The organism is Selenomonas bovis DSM 23594 (genome assembly GCF_000381005.1).
Lineage (GTDB): Bacteria > Bacillota > Negativicutes > Selenomonadales > Selenomonadaceae > Selenomonas_C > Selenomonas_C bovis.
Map to the genome: position 1 here is coordinate 91673 of NZ_KB908380.1, position 20404 is coordinate 112076.

General features: G+C 63.4%; 19 protein-coding genes. 2 read left to right on the forward strand and 17 right to left on the reverse strand.

The window, feature by feature from the left end:
* Positions 1-263 precede the first annotated feature (263 nt).
* Positions 264-839 (reverse strand): flagellin, encoded by a 576-nt coding sequence (locus F599_RS15965; protein ID WP_019541879.1) that lies wholly within the window; start codon positions 837-839, stop codon positions 264-266.
* A 204-nt stretch (positions 840-1043) separates the two neighbouring features.
* On the opposite strand from F599_RS15965, the gene F599_RS16150 reads away from it, so the two are divergent.
* A complete protein-coding gene (locus F599_RS16150) occupies positions 1044-1175 on the forward strand; it encodes a hypothetical protein (RefSeq protein WP_019541880.1) in 132 nt (43 codons plus the stop codon).
* 239 nt (positions 1176-1414) lie between these two features.
* Complete coding sequence (gene putP / locus F599_RS0102130) at positions 1415-2893, forward strand: sodium/proline symporter PutP (protein WP_019541881.1); 1479 nt, start codon at positions 1415-1417, stop codon at positions 2891-2893.
* A 129-nt stretch (positions 2894-3022) separates the two neighbouring features.
* Here the strand turns inward: putP and F599_RS0102135 are convergent, their stop codons facing one another.
* From F599_RS0102135 to F599_RS0102210, 16 genes are all read right to left on the reverse strand, one after another.
* A complete protein-coding gene (locus F599_RS0102135) occupies positions 3023-4417 on the reverse strand; it encodes an aminopeptidase (RefSeq protein WP_019541882.1) in 1395 nt (464 codons plus the stop codon).
* Positions 4418-4701: 284 nt separating this feature from the next.
* A complete protein-coding gene (gene dusB, locus F599_RS0102140) occupies positions 4702-5676 on the reverse strand; it encodes a tRNA dihydrouridine synthase DusB (RefSeq protein WP_019541883.1) in 975 nt (324 codons plus the stop codon).
* Complete coding sequence (locus F599_RS0102145; RefSeq protein ID WP_019541884.1) at positions 5673-6467, reverse strand: type III pantothenate kinase; 795 nt, start codon at positions 6465-6467, stop codon at positions 5673-5675. The genes dusB and F599_RS0102145 overlap by 4 nt, the downstream gene beginning before the upstream one ends.
* A gap of 13 nt (positions 6468-6480) precedes the next feature.
* Positions 6481-7470 carry a biotin--[acetyl-CoA-carboxylase] ligase gene (locus tag F599_RS0102150; RefSeq protein WP_019541885.1) on the reverse strand — a complete coding sequence of 330 codons (990 nt, stop codon included), beginning with the start codon at positions 7468-7470 and terminating at the stop codon, positions 6481-6483.
* A gap of 130 nt (positions 7471-7600) precedes the next feature.
* Positions 7601-9586: an ATP-dependent zinc metalloprotease FtsH gene (ftsH, locus tag F599_RS0102155; RefSeq protein WP_026327749.1), complete on the reverse strand. Its 1986-nt coding sequence runs from the start codon at positions 9584-9586 to the stop codon at positions 7601-7603.
* A 36-nt stretch (positions 9587-9622) separates the two neighbouring features.
* On the reverse strand, positions 9623-10168 hold the full coding sequence (hpt, locus tag F599_RS0102160) for a hypoxanthine phosphoribosyltransferase (protein ID WP_019541887.1): 546 nt from the start codon (positions 10166-10168) through the stop codon (positions 9623-9625).
* A complete protein-coding gene (gene tilS, locus F599_RS13405) occupies positions 10155-11231 on the reverse strand; it encodes a tRNA lysidine(34) synthetase TilS (protein ID WP_019541888.1) in 1077 nt (358 codons plus the stop codon). Before tilS ends, hpt begins: the two co-directional genes overlap by 14 nt.
* Before the next feature lie 90 nt (positions 11232-11321).
* Positions 11322-11813 (reverse strand): S1 domain-containing RNA-binding protein, encoded by a 492-nt coding sequence (locus tag F599_RS0102170; RefSeq protein ID WP_019541889.1) that lies wholly within the window; start codon positions 11811-11813, stop codon positions 11322-11324.
* 38 nt (positions 11814-11851) lie between these two features.
* Entirely contained in the window at positions 11852-12139 is a 288-nt protein-coding gene (ftsL, locus tag F599_RS0102175; protein WP_019541890.1) for a cell division protein FtsL, read from the reverse strand.
* A gap of 119 nt (positions 12140-12258) precedes the next feature.
* Entirely contained in the window at positions 12259-12813 is a 555-nt protein-coding gene (locus tag F599_RS0102180) for a hypothetical protein (protein ID WP_244869320.1), read from the reverse strand.
* A gap of 100 nt (positions 12814-12913) precedes the next feature.
* On the reverse strand, positions 12914-14044 hold the full coding sequence (locus F599_RS0102185) for an MGDG synthase family glycosyltransferase (RefSeq protein ID WP_019541892.1): 1131 nt from the start codon (positions 14042-14044) through the stop codon (positions 12914-12916).
* Positions 14041-14811: an SDR family NAD(P)-dependent oxidoreductase gene (locus F599_RS0102190; RefSeq protein ID WP_019541893.1), complete on the reverse strand. Its 771-nt coding sequence runs from the start codon at positions 14809-14811 to the stop codon at positions 14041-14043. Before F599_RS0102190 ends, F599_RS0102185 begins: the two co-directional genes overlap by 4 nt.
* Before the next feature lie 176 nt (positions 14812-14987).
* On the reverse strand, positions 14988-15263 hold the full coding sequence (locus F599_RS0102195) for an HU family DNA-binding protein (protein ID WP_019541894.1): 276 nt from the start codon (positions 15261-15263) through the stop codon (positions 14988-14990).
* Between the two features lie 154 nt (positions 15264-15417).
* Positions 15418-16110 carry an SAM-dependent methyltransferase gene (locus tag F599_RS0102200; protein WP_019541895.1) on the reverse strand — a complete coding sequence of 231 codons (693 nt, stop codon included), beginning with the start codon at positions 16108-16110 and terminating at the stop codon, positions 15418-15420.
* Between the two features lies 1 nt (position 16111).
* On the reverse strand, positions 16112-19435 hold the full coding sequence (gene mfd, locus F599_RS0102205) for a transcription-repair coupling factor (RefSeq protein WP_019541896.1): 3324 nt from the start codon (positions 19433-19435) through the stop codon (positions 16112-16114).
* A gap of 172 nt (positions 19436-19607) precedes the next feature.
* Positions 19608-20231 (reverse strand): hypothetical protein, encoded by a 624-nt coding sequence (locus F599_RS0102210; RefSeq protein ID WP_019541897.1) that lies wholly within the window; start codon positions 20229-20231, stop codon positions 19608-19610.
* Positions 20232-20404: the final 173 nt, after the last annotated feature.

Below are 20404 nucleotides of genomic sequence, written 5' to 3' on the forward strand. Positions count from 1 at the left end.
CACGATCTATTTACCGCAGCCTGCCATAGCCGCGCCGTATATTCCTATCTACATCAAGATTATCGTAGATTTCCACAAAAACTTAAGGAAGCGCTGATTAAATGAAGTGCTCCGGATTTACGTGGGTGCGCTGTACTCTTCGGAGACAAACCGCAGGCGTAGCCGAAGCTACGCTGAGGATTGTCGACGACGAGAGGACAGTGCAGACGCGTGAAGACGGAGTGCTGAATTAATCAGCAGTTCCTTAAATGCACCTCGCATCGTCATGACTGCAGGAGGCTCATGACGCGGCTCGCATGCTGATTCGCCTGCGCCAGCATCGCGCTTGCGGACTGTGAGAGGACGTTGGACTTCACGTAGTCCGTCATGGCCTTTGCCATATCCGCATCACGGATGACGGACTCGCTCGCCTGCGTATTTCCCTGCGAGGTGACGATATTCTTCTCCATGATCTCCATGCGCTGGACCTGCGCCCCCAGCGTCGTATTGGAAGCGAGAAGATATTTCATCGCCTGATCGATGTCATCGAGGAAGCGCTCCGCTTGTTTCCTTGTGCGCAGGCAGCTGCCGTCCGCATGTGCGCCTGCTTTGGGATACGGCCAGCACTCATCGCGCCATTTCGCCCTGCGCGCAGCCTCACTCGTGCAACCCGCATAATCTGAAGACCACTGTGTCGGATAGTCCGCTTCCTGAGGGTCGAGCTCGAACACCGTCCCCTCCGTGGGGAACAAGGCGGCCAGCGTTGTGTTCGGCAACCGGATTGCCGTCTCGGCAGATCCCGTAGTCGCCCCCTGGATGTAGAGCGTCTGCTGCGGCTTTTTGCCCGCGATTTCTGCCACTCCTGTTTGTGCCGCCCGCCGGCTTCGATAGGGGCGTCACTCATTTCCGTATGAACTGTCTTTTCATTATACCATAAATCTATACCAACCTCTAGGTAATCGAAATGAAAAACGTCCGTATTCCTGCGGCCTGCTGGCAACTATCTCCGCACTTTTCCTGGGACCGAAAACAATCAGGTTCCATGATGGGAGGTGCCGAGCGCAATGATGGCGGGATTGAAATGGAGAATGCAAGGCAGAGTCAAGCAGGCCTTCATCCCGTATGCCATCTGTGCCGCCGATTTCTTTGATCAGCTGGGAATGCAGGCGCAGCGCGATTGGCTGGATTTACTGTAAGGGCGGGCGCACAATGTCCACAAAGTGGACGTTCGTTCGTTAAATTTATTATAGATGAATCCTAGGTGCTATTCAACCTATATCAGGAAGCACAGATGAGCTTTTCCCAGGAACCGCTGAGGAATCGAGTGGAGCGGTAAGGAAGCGCCTCCTTCCCCCTTGCGCGTCCGCGCTCCTTTCTTATATAATAGAGAAGTCATTATAACCATAGCGAAATCGCATATAGAGGGGGAGTTTCCTTGACACATGACCTTACCATCATCAATACGTTCGTGCTCTACATCGGCATCATGATGGCGATTGGCGTTTATTACTATCGGCGCACGCGCAACATGAGCGATTATTTCCTCGGCAACCGCAAGCTCGGCGCGTGGGTGACGTCGCTGTCGGCGGAGGCGTCGGATATGAGCGGCTGGATGCTCATGGGCGTGCCGGGGTTCGCGTATCTCGCGGGGCTGAACGCGGGCTGGATCGCCGTCGGCATCGCCATCGGCACTTGGGCGAACTGGCATTTCGTCGCCGCCCGCCTGAGGAAATATACGGAGCTCGCGGACAACGCGCTGACGCTGCCGGAGTTCCTGCAGAACCGCTACCATGATACGACGAATCTGCTGCGCATCGTGCCGGCGATTTTCATCCTGATTTTCTTCGTGATCTATACGGCGTCGGGGTTCGTCTCGGCGGGGCGGCTGTTCGAGACGGTGTTCGGCATCCCGTATGAGTACGCGATCTTCATCGGCGCGGGGTCGGTCATTTTCTATACGCTCGTCGGCGGGTTCCTCGCGGTCGCGCGCACGGATTTCATCCAGGGCATCATGATGTTCTTCGCGATCCTCGTCGTCCCCATCTGCGGCACGATGGCAAGCGGCGGTTTCGAGCGCACGCTCGCGGAGATCGGCAGCGTGCAGGCGTCGATGCTGCAGCCGCTGACGAAGCCGGACGGCTCGACGCTCGGCGCCATCGAGCTCATCTCGCTGCTCGCCTGGGGCATCGGCTATTTCGGCCAGCCGCATATCCTCGTGCGCTTCATGGCGATCCGCACGTCAGGGGAGATCCGGCGGGCGACGCAGATCGCGATGACGTGGGTCGTCCTCTCGCTCGCGGCCGCGGTCGCCGTGGGCATGGTCGGCCGCGTCTATCTCACGGAGCCGCTCACGGGCACGGCGTCGGAGACGGTGTTCCTCGTCATGACGAATGAGCTGTTCCCGCCGATCGCCGCGGGGCTCATCCTCTCGGCGGTGCTCGCCGCCATCATGAGTACGGCGTCGAGCCAGCTTCTCGTCGCGGCGTCGGCGTTCGCGCAGGATTTCTACCGCACGCTCATCCATCGGGACGCGGAGCAGGCGGAGCTCGTCTGGATCTCGCGCGCGAGCGTGCTCGTCATCGCAAGTCTCGCGATCTTCCTCGGCTTCAATCCGAACAGCTTCATCCTCGATATGGTCTCGTACGCGTGGGCGGGCTTCGGCGCCGCCTTCGGCCCGGCGATCCTCATGAGCCTGTTCTGGAAACGCACGACGAGGAACGGCGTCATCGCGGGCATCATCGTTGGCGGCGTCACGGTGCTCGTCTGGAAGCAGTTCGCGCTCTTCGGCCTCTACGAGATCGTCCCGGGCTTCCTCCTTTCCCTCCTCGCCATCTACGGCATCAGCCTCCTCGGCGAGCCGCCGGCGCAGGACATCCAGGAAACGTTCGACGCGGTGGGCAAGAGCCGCATCTAGGAAGCCGCAAGACATTTTCTCCTTGGAACGCAAAAAGCTGCCCCGGGCAGCGGGTACAAGACCCGCCGCCCGGGGCAGTTTGTCATGCAGCGAGATTGCTCGGCGCAGCAATCCCTGGACTTCCTCCACTCACGCGAGCTCGAGGAAAGCCATGTAGCCTTTTTTCGTCTCGTAGACGTCGACCTTGCTCGTCGCCTCCCAGGGTGCGTGCATGGAGAGGACGCCGACACCGGAGTCTACGACCTGCATGCCGTAGAGACTCATGATGTAGGCGATCGTGCCGCCGCCGCCGAGGTCGACTTTGCCGAGCTCGGCGAGCTGGTAGCGGACGCCCTTCGCCTCGAGGATGCGGCGGATCTCGCCGAGGTATTCGGCATTCGCGTCGTTGCTGCCGCTCTTGCCGCGCGCGCCGGTGAATTTGTTGAAGACCATGCCGCGACCGAGATAGGCGACGTTCTTCTTGTCATAGGCGCTCGCGTAGAGCGCGTCGTAGGCGCTCGAGACGTCGGAGGAGAGCATCTTGCAGTTCGCGAGGCAGCGGCGCAGGGCGAGGTCGCTCTCCGTACCACTTACGAGGCGCATGAGCTCGGCGACGGTATTCTCGAAGAAGCGCGACTGCATGCCCGTCGCGCCGACGCTGCCGATCTCCTCCTTGTCGACGAGCAGGCAGCAGGAGGTGCGGCGCTTGCTCGTGTTCTCGAGCATCGCGCGCAGGGAGGTGTAGGCGCAGACGCGGTCGTCCTGCCCGTAGGCGAGCGTCATGCTGCGGTCGAAGCCGAGCTCGCGCGCCTTGCCCGCCGGCACGAGGCGCAGCTCGGCGGACTGGAAGTCCTCCTCCGCAAAGCCGTATTTCTGCTCGATGAGGGCGAGCACGCCCGCCTTGACGCTCTCCTTGTCCTCTTTCTTCAGCGGGTAGTTGCCGACGAGGATGTCGAGGTCCTCACCCTCGACGACCTTGGCGCCCGTCTTTTTCATCTGCTCCTGCGAGAGATGGATGAGCAGGTCGGTCACGCAGAACACGGGATCGTCCTCCGACTCGCCGATGCAGATGTCGACGACAGTGCCGTCCTTCTTCACGACGACGCCGTGCAGCGCGAGCGGCAGCGCCGTCCACTGGTATTTCTTGATGCCGCCGTAGTAGTGGGTGTCGAGGTAGGCGAGCCCGCCGTCCTCGTAGAGCGGGTTCTGCTTGACGTCGAGGCTGCAGGTGTCGATGTGCGCGCCGAGGATGTTCATGCCGTCCGCAAGGGGCGCCTCGCCGATCTGGAAGAGGACGATTGCCTTCTTCATGTTGACGGCATAGACTTTGTCGCCCGGCTGGAGGCGCTCGCCGCCCTCGATGAGCCCCGCGAGGTCGCGGTAGCCTGCGGCCTCCGCCTGGTGCACGGCCTCCTGGACGCTCTCGCGCTCCGTCTTGCAGCGGCTGAGGAAGTCGCGGTAGCCCGCATTGAGTGCCTCGAGCTCCTTTTTCTCCTCCTCGCTGTAGGTCAGATATACAGATGTTTTCTTTTCTTCCTCTGCCATGAAAATCTTCCTTTCCAGTCTGAGCGCAGCCGCTCAGGCGTCATAACTGATTGATAAAGATGAGATGCGCTACTCCTCTGAGTGGCGCGTTTCCACAGGATACCGGGCATAGCGACAGCAGAAGAGGCATTCTGTCTCGAATGATTTTTCGACACGCTCTCACGCCGTGCAACACCTCTTCCACCGCTACGCGGTCCCCCTTCCCCTGAGGGGAAGGTATATGTTCGTCACTATCTGACGGCAAGTAGCAATAAAGAACATATCATCGAAGGAATCAGTGTTTCCTAAAAATACTCTCTGAGGATGTCTACGAAGTCCTCGCGCGTCGTCGCCTTGTTGAAGCGGTCGCGCAGGATGGCGCCGTGGACGATGCCGCGCGTGTACCAGGTCGCGTGCTTGCGCATCTCGCGCGGGCCGACATAGTCCCCCTTGTATTTCAGCAGGAGGTCGAGATGCCGCAGCAGCACCGCGGCGCGCTCGTGAAGCGTCGGCCCCGGCAGGCGCTCGCCCGTCCTGAGGTAGTGCGTGAGCTGGCGGAAAATCCACGGATTCCCCTGCGCCGCGCGGCCGATCATGACGGCGTCGCAGCCCGTCGCCGCGCGGATGGCCGCGAGGTCGTCATAGGTGCGCACATCGCCGTTGGCGATGACGGGCACGCGCACGGCCTCCTTGACGCGGCGGATGATGTCCCAGTCCGCCTTGCCGCGGTAGAACTGCTCGCGCGTGCGGCCGTGCACGGCGATGGCGTCGACGCCCGCGGCCTCGGCGCGCCTTGCGAGCTCGACGACGTTTATGTGCTCCTCGTCCCAGCCCATGCGCATCTTGACGGTCACGGGCATCTTCACCGCGCGGCGGATGGCCGCGAGGATGCGCTCCGCCTTTTCCGGCTCGCGCATGAGCGCGGATCCCTCGCCGTTCTTGACGATCTTCGGCGCGGGGCAGCCCATGTTGAAATCGAGGATGTCGGCCGTGCCGAGCGACTCGACGTAGCTTGCCGCCTCGGCCGCCATCTCCGGCGTATTCGCAAAGATCTGCATCGCGAGCGGCCGCTCGCCGGGCTCCGAGGCGAGCATCGAGAGCGTGCGCTCATTCCTGAAATGGATGCCCTGGCTCGATACCATCTCCGCGTAGCAGAGCGGGCAGCCCATCTCGTGCGCGATGATGCGGTAGGCCGTATCCGTGACGCCCGCCATCGGCGCGAGGAAGACGGGCGTCTCGAAGCGGAACGCGCCGATGCGGATGCTCCATACATCGCTCATGCCTGCGGGTTCCTTTCGCGGTGCTTTTCCTCGTTGCGCTCATAGAGCACCTGGAGGCCCGAGAGCGTGAGGAAATGGTCGACCTTGTCGATGGTCACGGACTCCCTGGCGATCATGCGCGCGAAGCCGCCCGTCGCGATGACCTTCATGGGATGCCCGTACTCCTGCTTGATGCGGCGCACGATGCCGTCGATCTGGCCGACGTAGCCGAAGATGATGCCCGCCTGCATGCCCTGGATGGTGTTGCGGCAGATGATCTGCTTCGTCGGCACGAGCTCGATGCGCGGCAGCTGCGAGGCGCGCGCGAAGAGCGCGTCCGACGAGGTGCCGAGGCCCGGCGCGATGACGCCGCCGAGGAAATCGCCGTTCGTGTCGACGACGTCGAACGTCGTCGCCGTGCCGATGTCGATGACGATGAGCGGCCCGCCGTAGGCTTCATAGGCGCCGACGACGTTGACGATGCGGTCGGCGCCGATCGCGCGCGGGTTCTCATAGTGCAGGCGGATGCCCGTGCGGATGCCGGGGCCGACGACGAGCGGCTTGATGTGGAAATAGCGCTCGCACATCTTAATCATCGGCACGACGAGCGGCGGCACGACGGAGGAGATGATGATGGCGTCGATGTCCTCCATGTGGATGCCCTGGTAGGAGAACAGGTTGTTGATGAGCATGCCGTACTCGTCGCCCGTCTTCTGCCGGTCCGTCGAGACGCGCCAATGCTTGAGCAGTTTCCGGCCCTCATAGGTGCCGAGCACGATGTTGCTGTTGCCGATATCGAATACTAGTAACAAGTGGTTTCCTCCTTCAGCGGCCCTGCCGCGCGTCTGCCGGACGGATGGAGACATCGGCAGCGAGCACGCGCCGTCTGCCTGTCTCCGTATCGACGAGCAGCGCGCCGTCCGCGTCGATGTCGACGGCACGCCCCGTGAACGTCTCATTGACGCCGATCACGCGCACCTCCTGCCCGAGCGTGAGGGAGAGGCGCCGCCACTCGTCGAGGACGGGCGCGAAGCCCTGCGCCTGCACATCCAGGGAGAGGGTCTCCATCTCCTGCAGGATGTCTGCGAGCAGCTGCCGACGGTCGAGCGGATGGCCCGCGAGCAGGGAGAGCGAGGTCGCTTTCTCGCGGATCTCCGGCGCGAACTCCGCCGCCTCGATGTTGACATTGATGCCTGTGCCGATGACGATGTAGTGGATGCGCTCCATCTCAGCGCTCATCTCCGTGAGGATGCCGACGAGTTTCTTGCCGCCCGCGAGCACGTCGTTCGGCCATTTGATGCCGACATCGAGGCCGCGCGCGCGGCAGGCGCGCACGACGGCGACGGCCGCGAGCAGCGTGTATTTCGGCGCGTCCTGCGGCAGGATATTCTGTGGGCGGAGCAGGACGGAGAAGAGGATACCCTTCCCCTTCGGGCAGAACCAGCTGCGCGCGAGGCGGCCGTGCCCCGTCCCCTGGAACTCCGTGAGCGTGACCGTGCCGTCCGGCGCGCCCTCGGCCGCCGCAATCTTGGCATCCTCATTTGTCGAGCGCGTCTCCTCCTTGTAGAGGAGCTTCGCACCGATGATCTTCGTCTTGAGCAGCGGCGCGAGCTCCGCCGGCGTGAGCAGATCCGGCGCGCCCTCGAGACGATAGCCGCTGTGCGCCTGGCTCACGATGTCGTAGCCAGCGCGACGCAGCTCCTTGATGTGTTTCCAGATGGCCGTGCGCGAGACGCCGAGCGTCTCTGCAATCTCCTCGCCGGAGACATAGTGATTGCCTGCCTTGCGCAGCAGGCGCAGGATTTCTTGCCGCAAACAGATTCCCCCTCGCATTTCATCACCTTATTATAGCGCAAGGACGGCCCGTTGCAAAGAACGGCCTTACAGTAAAAAAGCATGCCCGCCCTCTGGCTGGCATGCTCTTACTTCCTTGGATGGGATGACGCTACTTGCTGTAATGCGTGACGTTGAATTTCGGCTCCGTCTCGCCGGCCGGCGCGGGCGCACGCTCAGGCGCCTCCTCCGCAGCCGGCTCCTGTGCGGCGCTGACTGGCTCCGCTGGCGCGAGCGGCGTCATGGCTGGCTTGCCCGTATCATCATGGTCGTCGTCCTGCGGCGGATCGGGGAGCTTTCCCGTGCGCATGAGCTCTTCGAGCTCTGCCGCCGTGAGCGTCTCGCGCTCGAGCAAGGCGTTTGCGATGAGCTCGAGCTTGTCGCGGTTCTCCGTGATGATCTGGCGGCACGCCTCGTAGGCGTCCTCCATGATGCGGCGGACCTCCTTGTCGATCTCGCTCGCGACCTCCTCGGAGTAGTTGCGCTGGTTGTTGAGGTCGCGGCCGAGGAATACCTGGTGGTTCGCGTCCTCGCCATAGGCGACCGGGCCGAGCACATCGCTCATGCCATACTGCATGACCATGCTGCGCACGATCTGCGAAGCCTGCTTGATGTCCTGCGAGGCACCCGTCGAGATCTCCTTGAGCACGACCTCCTCGGCGACGCGGCCGCCCATCGCGACCTTGAGCCGGTCGAGGAGTTCGCTGCGCGTCGCGTAGTTCCTGTCCTCCTTCGGCAGCATGAGCGTGTAGCCGCCCGCGCGCCCGCGCGGGATGATGGTGACCTTGTGCACGGGATCGGCGTGCTCGAGCATCATGCCGACGAGCGTATGGCCGCCCTCGTGGTAGGCCGTGAGACGCCTCTCCTCATCGCTCATGATATGGCTCTTGCGCTCCGGACCCGCCATGACACGCTCGATGGCCTCCTCGAGCTCCGTCATGCCGATCTGATGCTTGTTGCGGCGCGCGGTGAGCAGCGCCGCCTCGTTCACGAGGTTCGCGAGATCCGCGCCCGTGAAGCCCGGCGTGCGGCGCGCGAGGATGTCGAGATCCGCGTCCTGCGCGATGGGCTTGCCCTTCGCGTGCACCTTGAGGATCGCGAGGCGGCCGCGCACGTCCGGCTTGTCGACGACGATCTGTCGGTCGAAGCGGCCGGGGCGCAGAAGCGCCGGGTCGAGGATATCGGGGCGGTTCGTCGCCGCGATGATGATGATGCCCTCGTTCGCCGCGAAGCCGTCCATCTCGACGAGCAGCTGGTTGAGCGTCTGCTCGCGCTCGTCGTGGCCGCCGCCGAGACCAGCGCCGCGCTGGCGGCCGACGGCGTCGATCTCGTCGATGAAGACGATGCAGGGCGCGTTCTTCTTCGCCTGCTCAAAGAGGTCACGCACGCGCGAGGCGCCGACGCCGACGAACATCTCGACGAAGTCCGAGCCGGAGATGGAGAAGAACGGCACGCCCGCCTCGCCCGCGACGGCCTTCGCGAGCAGCGTCTTGCCCGTGCCCGGGGGGCCGAAGAGCAGGACGCCCTTCGGGATGCGCGCGCCGAGGTCGTTGTATTTCTTCGGATGCTTGAGGAACTCGACGACCTCCTCGAGTTCCTGCTTCGCCTCGTCGGCGCCCGCGACATCGCCGAAGTTCACCTTCACCTTGTCACCGCCCGACATGCGCGCGCGGCTCTTGCCGAAGTTCATCACGCGGCCGCCGCCGCCCTGCGTCTGCTGCATCATGTAGAACCAGACGCCGCAGAGCAGCAGGATGGGCAGGATGGACGAGAACATCTGCGACCACCAGGGCGGCTCCGGCGGGTTCTCTGCCGCCACGTCGATATTCTTCGCCGCGAGCTTGTCGTAGAGCCCCGGATCGCTGTTCGGCGCGTCCGGCGTCACCGTCGTGTACTCCTTGCCGTCCGTCCCCGTGACGCGCAGCGTGTTCTGCACGATGGTGACCTTCTCGACATGGCCCGCGTTCACTTCCTGCAGGAACTGGGTATAGCCCACCTCCTGGCGCGTCGTCTTCTGCATGGAGAAGTAGTCGATACAGGAAATCACGACCAGGATGAGCAGCAGGTAGAACCCCACATTCCTCAGGAACTTATTCATATTCATTGCGCGTTCCCCCTTTCGGAATCAGGCGCCTCAGGCATAGACCTCCGGCTTCAGCACGCCGATATACGGCAGATTGCGATAGATCTCCGCATAGTCGAGCCCGTAGCCGACGAGGAACTCGTCCGGTACCTCGAAGCCGCAGTAATCGATTGCGACCTCCGCCGTGCGGCGCGAGGGCTTCGAGAGCAGCGCGCAGAGCTTGACGCTCGCGGGCTTCCGGTGCTCAAAATACTTGAGCAGGTAGCTCATCGTCGTGCCGGAGTCGATGATATCCTCGATGACGATGAGGTGCTTGCCCTCGATGTCATAGTCGAGATCCTTGAGGATCTTGACCGAGCCCGTCGTCGATGTGCCGCTGCCGTAGCTCGAGGCAATCATGAAATCAAAGCGCACGGGCAGGTCGATGGCACGGACGAGATCCGTATAGAAAACGGACGCTCCCTTGAGAATACCCACGCAGTAGATATCCTCCTTCGCGTCCTTGTAGTCCTCTGTGATCTGACGGCCGAGCTCCCGGACCTTTGCCTGCAGCTCTTCCTCCGTAAAGTATACCTTTGCGATATCATCCTTCATCATGGTTGCTTTCCTCTTCCTTATTGTATTTCTTCACGGCCGGCCGCAGCCAGCCGCTGTCGTATGCGATGACGAGCCGCGGCAGCTCCACGCGCTGTCCCGACGTACCGGCGAGCAGGCGTCTGAGCGCCTCCGTGCGCTCGAAGCTCACGTCCTGCGCGTGGCCGAGGCGCGCGAGGTAGCGGCGCAGCACGCGGCGGCAAAGCGCGCGCGGCAGCGCGCGCGCCGCCTCTGCCCGGAGCGCGGGAGCCGCCGGCAGACGCCAGGAAGCGGCATCCTCGCCGCGCGCGCGCCCCGCGGGCAGCTGCTCGATGAGGCGCGCCGCCTCCCGCGCCGCCAGATGCTCCGCGGCCTCACGCTCCTCCGCCGCGATGGCGGCCAGACGGCAGAGCCCCTGGCGGATGGCGGGATTGTACGCGCGCGCAAGCTCTGGCAGCAGCGAGAGCCGCACGCGGTTCCGGAGCGCGTCCGGCACGTCATTCGTCGCGTCGTGACGCGGCGAGAGGCCGCGCGCGCGGCAATAGTCCACGAGCTCCTGCTTCGGAAACGGGAGCAAGGGCCGCACGAGATGGCGCGCCGCATCGCGCGCGGGAATCCCCGCGAGCCCGTCCAACCCCGCGCCGCGCAGGAGGTGCAGCAGTACTGTCTCCGCCTGATCGTCCGCGTGATGCGCCGTCACGATCAACGAGGCATCCACGCGCCCGCGCGTGCGCTCGAGGAACGCATAGCGCAGGCGGCGCGCCGCCGTCTCAAGAGACTCTGACGCCCGCGCCGCCGCCTGCGGTACATCGCCGCTTTCAACGATACAGGGCACCGCGCGCGCCGCGCAGAACTGCCGCACGAACGCAGCGTCCTCCGCCGACGCCCCGCCGCGAATGCCGTGCTCATAATGCGCCGCCGTGACCGTGAGCGAGAGCAGCGGGCGCAGCTCGAGCAGGAGCGAGAGCAAGGCGAGGGAGTCCGGCCCGCCCGAGCACGCGACGACGACATGCGCGCCGCGCGGCAGAAGTCCCTCCCGCCGCACATGCTCATAGAGACGATGCGCGAGATGCGTCAGCTGCGCCATAGCGTCCCTCCCCGACGGAACCGCTGATTCCTCAGCGGTCCCAGAAGTAAGAAAAGCCTTCCCCTCCCATCGGGGCAGGCTTTTGACCAATCAATCTCTTCTCGACCCACGGCCGCCGCGCTTGGAATCCGTCTTGCGGCGCAGATCTGTCAAGCGTTCGTCGCTGTCCTTGAGGAACTTCGAAAGCTTGTCCTCAAACGATGCATTCGTGCGCGGCGAACCGCCGAAACGCCCGCCGGAGCGGCGGAAATCCCTCGGACCCCGCCCGGACGGGCGCGGGGAAGAATGAAAACCCGGTGCATGCGCATGCGTATGCGGCCGCCCCTGTCCATCGTGAGCCTCTTTCTTCTCTTCCAGCGCCTTGATGGAAAGGCCAATCTTCCCCTTGTCATCAATGCTCAGGACCTTGACCTTCACCTTCTGGTTCTCCGAAAGGAAATCATGTACATCCTTGACGTAAACATCTGCCACCTCAGAGATATGGACCAGGCCGACTTTCTTCTCGGGGAGCTCGACAAAAGCACCGAAATTCGTGATGCCTGTGACGATGCCCTCCACTACGCTGCCTACTTCAATGGCCAAATTCAATCTTCCTCCTTATGCTCAACAACATATGTCGGTTACTTGCGGGCGGTCGTATAGGGGAGCTCACCATGACGCGTCATGCCCAGTTCCTCGCGCGCGATCTTCTCGATGTACGCGGGATCGCTGAGCGCGGCCTTCTCCTCCTTGAGTGCCTCGTTCTCCTCCTGGGCGGCCGAGAGGCGCGCCTCCGCAGCCGCCTGGTTCTCAGCCAGCTGGCCAAGATGCACCTGCTGACTCACGAGCACGAAAGCGAAATAGCCGATGATGATGGCCATGAGCGGCACAAAGAAATCAAACCGCCGTTTCCTCTTCCTGCCTTCCATGCACACCCCTTCTTCTCCACCCTGCTGTAACATTTCCTATCATACAAGGAAATCCGCATTTCTGCAAGTTTTTTCCGCGCCGGCGGCCGAAAGCGCGGCGCAGCGGATTGCGCGCCGTCTCACCGCTCCGACCACTGGAAATAATCCGTCGTCGCGATGCGGCGGAAGACCGAGCCGCAGTACGAACAGCGAAAATGATCCATGACGTTCTCCATATCGGGCTTGCCATCGACGATGCGCACCGGCTGCCCCTCGACGAAATCCATGCGCTCGCCGCAGCGCGGGCAGGCGCAGCGGCCATCCGCCTCGCGCTTCAGCTGGACCGGCTCGAGCTCTCCCGTCGAACGCAGCGGATGCTTCGGCTTCGCCGGGCGCCGCTCAGGCGCCGCCGCTTGCCCCGCACCGGCGGGCGCGTCCGCTGACGGCAGGCGCGCGTCAACGCCCTCGTACTCCTCGAAATACCCAGAGCCCATGAGCTCGCGATAGCTCGTATGGCACTTATCGCAGACGTAATATGGCTGCGTGCGCGTCATATCGACGCGCCCATCCACGATGGCGACCGCATCCCCCGGCACATAGCGAAGCTTCTGCTGGCACCGCGGACAAAGATATCTTTTCTCCCACACAACGGATAATTTCTGTACTGCCATCTCACTCACCCGTTTATCATTCATCTGATTCCCTGCAGCCACATCTCAGGCCCGCAAGAGAATCGAACATTTCTCCTTATGAGAAAAATTCCACACAAAATGGAAAAAACCTCCCACGGAAACGTTAAAATTTATTACTATCGTCCTCAGAATCTGTCAGCATGCGGACAATCTCACGCGCAGCATCGGGACGCGCGCAAGAGCGGGCACCACGGGAAAGCGCCGCTTGTTTCGCGGGATTCTCGAGCAGGCGGCGCACCGCTTCCGCGAGGGATTCGCCGGGATGCACCCAGAGAGAGGCGCCATGCTGCGTCGCATAGACGGCATTCTCCTCTTCAGGTCCCGGAATCGGATCGTGCAGCACCGTCGGCAGGCCGAGCGCGAACGCCTCACTCACCGTGAGTGCGCCCGGCTTCGTCACGAGCAGGTCCGCAGCGCGCATGAGGAGTGTCGCGCGCTGCGTGAAGCCCCAGACGTAGAGCGCATGGCGCGAGGTCGCGACGCGCGCCCGGATGGCAAGCTCGAGATCCTCGTTGCGGCCGGCGATGACGAGAAGCGTCAGCCTGCCCTCAATGCCCTCGAGCTCATCGAGCATTGCCTCGATGCCGCCGAGCCCGAGCCCGCCGCCCATGAGCAGCACCGTCGGCGCGTCCGCCGCGAGGCCGAGCAGCTCGCGCGCTCTGCGCTTCTCCGGCAGGCGCAGGAGCGCGCGGTCGACGGGGATGCCCGTCACATGGACGGCATCCGCTGGGAAACCGCGCGCGATGAGCCCCTGCTGCATCGCGGGAATGGCAACGAAGTAATCATCCACGCGCGGATAGATCCAGATCTGATGTAGCGAATAGTCCGTGAGCACCGCGACGAGGCGGAAGCGACGCCTCGAAAGCCGCTTGATGAGCGAGCACGCCCCCTCCGGAAAAGGATGCGTGCAGATGACGACATCGGGTGAGAACGCGTCGATGAGGCGCGCCATGCGATGGTACATGACGAGCGCGAACGCATCCTGCGTGAGCGTGCCGATGGCACCGCCGCCGGAGAACTTGTAACAGCGGTCATAGAGATCCGGCACGAAGGCGAGCATGAGCAGGTAGATTTTCTTGAGCAGCCAGTGGAGCGTCGAGACGCCGCGCGACATAAAGTCAACGACCTCGATGATGGCCTCGGCGTCGGCCGCGCGCAGCTCGCGCGCGATGGCCTCCGCCGCCTTGATATGCCCTGAGCCGATGGACGCCGTCATGATGAGATAGCGCTTCATGCGGTCAGCCCCCCGTCGATGGAAAGAATCGTCCCCGTGATGAACGCCGCGTCAGGCGACGCGAGGTAACAGATGGCACTCGCCGCCTCCTCCGCCGTGCCGATGCGCCCGAGCGGATAGACGGAGCGCATCTCACGAAGCGCCGCCTCCCGGTCCGCGGCCGCCGCAAGCTGCCGCTCTGTGAGCGGCGTCATGATGTCTCCGGGCGCGATTGCGTTGACACGGATGCCCTCGTGCGCGAGCTCGAGCGCGAGCGCGCGCGTGAGAAGCGACACGCCGCCCTTGGCCGCGCAGTACGCCGTGCAGAAGTAATTGCCGTGCACGCCCGCGTCCGAACCGACATTGACGATGGCGGCGCTCCCCGCGTGCTGCCGCAGCGCAGGCAAGGCCGCGCGGCACATGAAATACGTCCCCTTGAGGTCGACGTCCAGCACCTCGTCAAACATCTCCTCTGTCATCTCGTCGATGGCACCCTCCACGTAGATGCCCGCGGAATTGACGAGCACATCGATCCCTCCGAATGCACGGACGCACGCCGCGGCGAGCCGCTCCGTATCGGCAACGCGCGCGACATCGGCCGCACAGAAACGCACGCGCGGCCGCACCTCTGCGGGCAGCGTGCGCAGCGCCGCCTCGCCGCGCGCAGCGTCCCTGCCCGCAATCAGCACGCAATCCCCCGCCGCCGCGAAGCGCTGCGCCGCCGCGAGTCCGATGCCAGATGTGCCGCCAGTGATGAGTACGGCCCTTCTTTCCTGCTGTCCTTCCAAAGTCTTCTCCCTTCCTGCTGCGCGGGGCCTGCCTCCCCGCGCGGCTTCACAGCCTGTATCTCTGCAAAGAAAAAAGGCGTCCCTGCTCTTTGCACGTCCACCTAGCGATGAAGCGTACAAATCATCAGGAACACCTCTCCTGCCCTGCACCCATAGCGTACCAACGGTACAGCAGCTTATGCGTTCACGGCATCCTTCAGCGTCTTGCCAGCCTTGAACACCGGATTCTTAGAAGCCGGAATCTCGATGGCCTTGCCCGTCTGCGGGTTGCGGCCCGTACGTGCAGCGCGCTCCTTGACCTCGAACGTACCGAAGCCGATGAGCTGGATCTTCTCGCCGGCGACGAGAGCCTCCTCGATGGAAGAGAAGAATGCCGTCACAGCTTTCTCAGCGTCTTTCTTCGTCAGGCCTGCATTCTCAGCAACCTTAGCTACCAGTTCAGTTTTATTCACAATCGTAGCCTCCTTAGTATGTATCGGATTGCGAGCGCTCCTGCGCCGCTTGCGGGAGCACTGATACGGTCAGCGCTTCCTTCTGTCTACTCACAAAAATATAGCAAGAAACCCTAGAAAAATCAAGGCTTTTCACGAAAAAAGCCGGAATTTCCTACGAAACCTCCTGCTTCTCCAGCGCTGCCGGCACAAAAATCGTCGTGAGGTGGTCGATCTCCGGCTGCCGGTCGAGTTCGTAGAGCGGAATCTTGCGCACGATCTCATCGGGCAGCGCGAGGTTGTGGATGAACGTCACCTCGGTCTCATCTCCGTAGAGCTCCATGAGCGCCAGCTTGCAGTCCGACGCCGTGAAGGCATCGTAGACCTGCGTGATGACGAGGCTCATGAACGGCCGCACCGCAAGGCGCGCGACATCCTCGGCATCGAGGATGGCAAGCCCCGCCACGGGATCGATGCCAAGGCGCGTGTAGAGCACCTCGACGAAGCTCATGCCCGGCAGGATGGTGAGCGGCACGCCCTGCGCCGCCGCGCGCTCGCGGAGCAGTACGACCGTGCGCTCCGCGACGAGCGGACTGCCGGGTACAGCGTAGACGATGGACGCGCCTGCCGCCGCACGCCGCACGAGATCCGCCGCGATGGCGCGGTAGAGCGCCTCGAAGTCCGGCGCCTGCTCATAGAAGCCGTCGTACGTCGTGAAGGAAAGCCCTGCCTCCCGCAGCGCCGCGACCGTCGGATGGATGGCCGTGCGCAGCACGAGCGTCTCCGCGTGCGTCATGAGCTCCCACGCCTCGCGCGTGATGAGCCCCGCGCGTCCCGGCCCCAGACCGATGACTTTGATCTCTCCCATCTCAGGCTCCTTTCTTCGTGCGGCGCGTGAGCGCCTCTATATCCCCCGCGAGTGCCATGAGCACGCGCGTGAGGAAATTCGTGATGTCCTTCTTGTACGACGGCAGCAGGCGCAGACGCAGCATGCCCTGCTGCGGCAGGATGGTCAGGTTCGGGCCGAACCGTTCCTTGAGCTGCATGAGCCGCTCCATCGAAAGCGTCGGCTCCTTCGTGAGGCGCAGCTCGACGAACGCCGGCTTCTCCGAGATCGACGCGATGCCGAGTTCGCGCGCGTAGTTGCGAATACGCGTGACCGCAAGGAGATTCATGACGCCCGGCGTCGGCTCGCCGAACCTGTCGATGAGCTCGTCGATGAACGCGGGAATCTCCTCGTTCTTGCGAATGGCCGCGATGCGCTGGTAGATCTCGAGCTTGTGCTGCGCATCGCTGATATAGCCGCCGTCGATATAGGCCTCCGTCTGAATCTCGATGACGGGTTCCGGGCGCACCTTCGCGGGCTTCTTCTGCTGCAGGGCGGCGATGGCCTCCTCGAGCAGCTTGCAGTACATCTCGAAGCCGACGCTCGCGATATGGCCGTGCTGCTGCGAGCCGAGCAGGTTACCGGCGCCGCGGATCTCGAGGTCGCGCATCGCGATCTTGAAGCCAGCGCCGAGCTCGGCGAATTCCTTCATCGCTGCGAGGCGTTTCTCCGCCGTCTCCGTGAGCACCTTGTCCGCCTGATAGACGAAATACGCGAACGCCATGCGCGGCGAACGCCCAACGCGCCCGCGCATCTGGTAGAGCTGCGAAAGTCCGAAATGATCGGCGTTGTAGACGATGATGGTATTCGCGTTCGCCACATCGAGTCCGTTCTCGACGATGCTCGTCGCGAGCAGGATGTCCCCCTTGCCCTCGTAGAAATCCATCATCACGCGTTCGAGCATCTCCTCTGGCATCTGCCCGTGCGCGACGAGGATACGCGCCTCCGGCACGAGCTCCGCGAGCCGCGCGCGCATCGCGTCGATGCTCATGACGCGGTTGTAGACGAAGAATACCTGGCCGCCGCGCCGCAGCTCGCGCTTGATGGCGCCCGCCATCACGTCGTCGCGCGCCTCGACGACATACGTCTGCACGGGGAAGCGCTCCGCCGGCGGCGTCTCGATGATGCTCATATCGCGCGCACCGACGAGCGACATGTGGAGCGTGCGCGGGATCGGCGTCGCCGAGAGCGTGAGCACGTCGATGCCCGCCGCGAGACTCCGGATCTTGTCCTTCTGCTTCACGCCGAACCGCTGCTCCTCATCGACGATGAGCAGGCCGAGATCCTTGAAACGCACCTTGCGCTGGTTGAGGATCGCGTGCGTGCCGATGAGGATATCGACCTCGCCGCTCGCCACGCGTGCAAGCGTCTCTTTCTGCTCCCGCGCGGAGCGGAAGCGGCTGATGACGTCGACCGTCGGCAGGAAGCCCAGGAAACGCTGCGAAAACGTCTGGTAATGCTGCTGCGCGAGCACCGTCGTCGGCACGAGCACCGCGACCTGCTTGCCGTCCAGCGCCGCCTTGTACGCAGCGCGGATCGCGACTTCCGTCTTGCCGAAGCCCACGTCGCCGCAGAGCAGCCGGTCCATCGGCTTCGGTTGCTCCATGTCCGCCTTGATCTCGCGGATGGCGCGCAGCTGATCTGCCGTCTCCTCATAGGGGAACGCATCCTCGAACTCGCGCTGGCTCGCGTCGTCCGGTGAAAAGGCATAGCCCGTCGCCTGCTTGCGCTTCGCGTAAATCTCGATGAGCTTCTCCGCGATATCCTCGACGGACTTCTTCGCGCGCGCCTTGGCCTTGACCCACTCCGTGCCCCCCATGCGCGAGAGGCGCGGCACCTCGCCCTCCGCGCCGATGTATTTCTGCAGGAGATGCACCTGGTCTGTCGGCACGTAGAGCTTGTCCTCGCCGCCGTACTTGATGTGCAGATAGTCGCGGTGCACGCCGCCCACATCGAGCGTCACGACGCCGAGGTACTTGCCGATGCCGTGGTTGACATGCACGACGTAGTCGCCTGGCTTGATGTCGCGGAAATGGGAGATCTTCTCCCCATCCGGCGCCTTGGCCGCGAGACGGCGCTTCACGCGGCCGAAGATATCCTTTTCCGTGAGCACGACGAGATGATCCTGCGCGAACTCGAAGCCTGCGAGCAGCCTGCCGACCTGCACGCTCACGAGCCTGCTGTCAAGCTCTGCCCCCGCCTCGATCACCGCTGATGGGATGCGCCGCTTGGCGAGCATCTCGCGCAGTCCGTCTGCCTTCTCGCGCGTGCTGACGAGCGCGAGCACGCGCTCTCCCGCGGCGAGCCAGCGCGAAAGCTCGCTCGCGAGCAGATCCATCTGCCGCTGGAACGGCGTCATGTTCGTGACCGTGACGCTCATCGTCACGTCAGGCGTGCAGCCGTGCACCTGCTGCAGCATGAGTGCGGAGAACACCACCGTATGCGCCTCGGCGGCCGCGAGCAGATCCTCCCAGCGGAACAGCTGTCCCTTGCCGTCTGGATTTTCCTTGACGAGCGTGCGGATAGCCTCGCGGATGCGCGTCGGCTCATCGAAGATGACCGTGCCCTCCGCGCTCAGATACGAGAGGAACGGCTCCGGCTTCCCCGTCGCCTCCGCCTGCGCGAGCGGCAGGATGGAGAGCGCGCCGATGCTCTTCACCGAGCGCTTCGTCCCGAGGTCATACTCGCGCAGCGAGTCGATCTCCTCGTCGAAGAACTCCACGCGCACCGGCGTCGTGCGGTTCACGGGGAATACGTCCACGATGCCGCCGCGCGCGCTGAACTGGCCCATGGCCTCGACCTCATCGACGCGCTCGTAGCCGAGACCGGCGAGCCGCTCGATGAGATGCGCGAGGCCGAACGTCTCCCCCGTGCCCAGGCGCAGCGAAAGGCGGGAGAAGTCGCTGCGCGACATGCCCTTTGCGACGGCGGCGCCCGCGAGCGCGAGCACGATGAGCTGTTCGCCGCGCACGAGGCGGCCGAGCACATCCATGCGGCGCGCCGAGCGCTCGCGCCCGCTCGCCGCGGCGCGGAACTCCTCGCGGGCCGCATCGACTTCCGGCAGCTCGAGCACCGTCACCTGCGGCAGCAGCCCCGCGAGATCCTCGCGCCAGTCCTCAAGACTCTCCTGACTGTGCACGATGATGACCGTCGGCCGCGGTGCCGCGGCATATGCTGCGGCATAGACCGCGTGCTTCTGCGAGCCAGAGAGACCGTAGACGAGAGAGGTGCCGCCCTCCCCCGCGAAAAGTTCCTGTATCTTGCGCACCGAGGCATCTTCCCCGAGCGCGCGGAATAAGGTATCCATCAAATCAACAAGCTCCTAAACACATGACAATAGGCCGGAAACATACATTTCCGGCAAAAATCGCGGATATCTCCGGCGCTGCACTCTCGCGTACCAGCAGCCCTCCGGTTCGCGCGCCCGGCGCAAAAAGACGGCGGGCACGCAAGCGTGTGCCCGCCAAGTCCATCGTTTCTCAGCGGTTGCGTATGAGGTCCGGACGCAGGAACGTCACCTCGCAGCCCGGCTGGAGCTGCCGCAGGTCCTCCGGCGTGCGCGCCGGGATCACTGCGTAGCTGCCACAGCGCGTGCACTCGAGATGAATGGCGTCCTCCGCAATATCCGCCGTGAATTCATGACCGCCGCAGGGGCAGAGCAAGTCTCCCTCTGCCGCGAGATCGTGCAGCCGGTTGAACGCCTCGAGCAGGATCTGCTGCCTTTCCATGAAATTGTAGGCATCCTGCGGATGCAGCGCATCGTATTCCGCCGCGTTGAAATCGAGGAATTCCGCGAGGTCCTGCCATCGCCCGATGTAGCCCAGCTCGAAATGATCTGCCCCGCAGTAGACCTTCTCGAAGCGCAGTCCCCTGAGCTGGCGGAGCGGATAGACGAGACGGTTCTTCGAGCCGCAGACACTGCAGGCCGTCTCGATGACGAGGCCGCTGTGCGGCTCGAAGCGGAGTTTCGCCTTCTCCGCACCGCAATGCGAGCATCTGAGCACTTGCTGCCCATGCCCTGTGAACACAGGCACATCCGTGATCTCGATCTGCCCGCAGCGCTGGCAATAAAAAGCCACGCTGCAAAGTGTATCCACCAGCACAAAAATCCGCTCCTTTCACCATGATGTCATTCCTGAGAAACCACTGACTGTACCAGCGCTTCCCTTAGAAATCACTGATTCATTCGGCCCTCCGTCTTCGCGCATCTGCACTGTCCTCTCGTCATTGACAAATCCTCAGCACACCTATGCAAATTCGGAGCACCTCATTTCAT

Coding starts and splice junctions, on each gene's coding strand:
- F599_RS0102200 (WP_019541895.1), bottom strand. CDS start 16,110: ATGGGAGAGATCAAAGTCATCGGTCTGGGGCCGGGACGCGCGGGGCTC.
- tilS (WP_019541888.1), bottom strand. CDS start 11,231: ATGGCGCAGCTGACGCATCTCGCGCATCGTCTCTATGAGCATGTGCGG.
- hpt (WP_019541887.1), bottom strand. CDS start 10,168: ATGATGAAGGATGATATCGCAAAGGTATACTTTACGGAGGAAGAGCTG.
- dusB (WP_019541883.1), bottom strand. CDS start 5,676: ATGAGCGATGTATGGAGCATCCGCATCGGCGCGTTCCGCTTCGAGACG.
- mfd (WP_019541896.1), bottom strand. CDS start 19,435: ATGGATACCTTATTCCGCGCGCTCGGGGAAGATGCCTCGGTGCGCAAG.
- ftsH (WP_026327749.1), bottom strand. CDS start 9,586: ATGAATAAGTTCCTGAGGAATGTGGGGTTCTACCTGCTGCTCATCCTG.
- F599_RS0102180 (WP_244869320.1), bottom strand. CDS start 12,813: ATGAATGATAAACGGGTGAGTGAGATGGCAGTACAGAAATTATCCGTT.
- ftsL (WP_019541890.1), bottom strand. CDS start 12,139: ATGGAAGGCAGGAAGAGGAAACGGCGGTTTGATTTCTTTGTGCCGCTC.
- F599_RS0102185 (WP_019541892.1), bottom strand. CDS start 14,044: ATGAAGCGCTATCTCATCATGACGGCGTCCATCGGCTCAGGGCATATC.
- F599_RS16150 (WP_019541880.1), top strand. CDS start 1,044: ATGATGGCGGGATTGAAATGGAGAATGCAAGGCAGAGTCAAGCAGGCC.
- F599_RS0102135 (WP_019541882.1), bottom strand. CDS start 4,417: ATGGCAGAGGAAGAAAAGAAAACATCTGTATATCTGACCTACAGCGAG.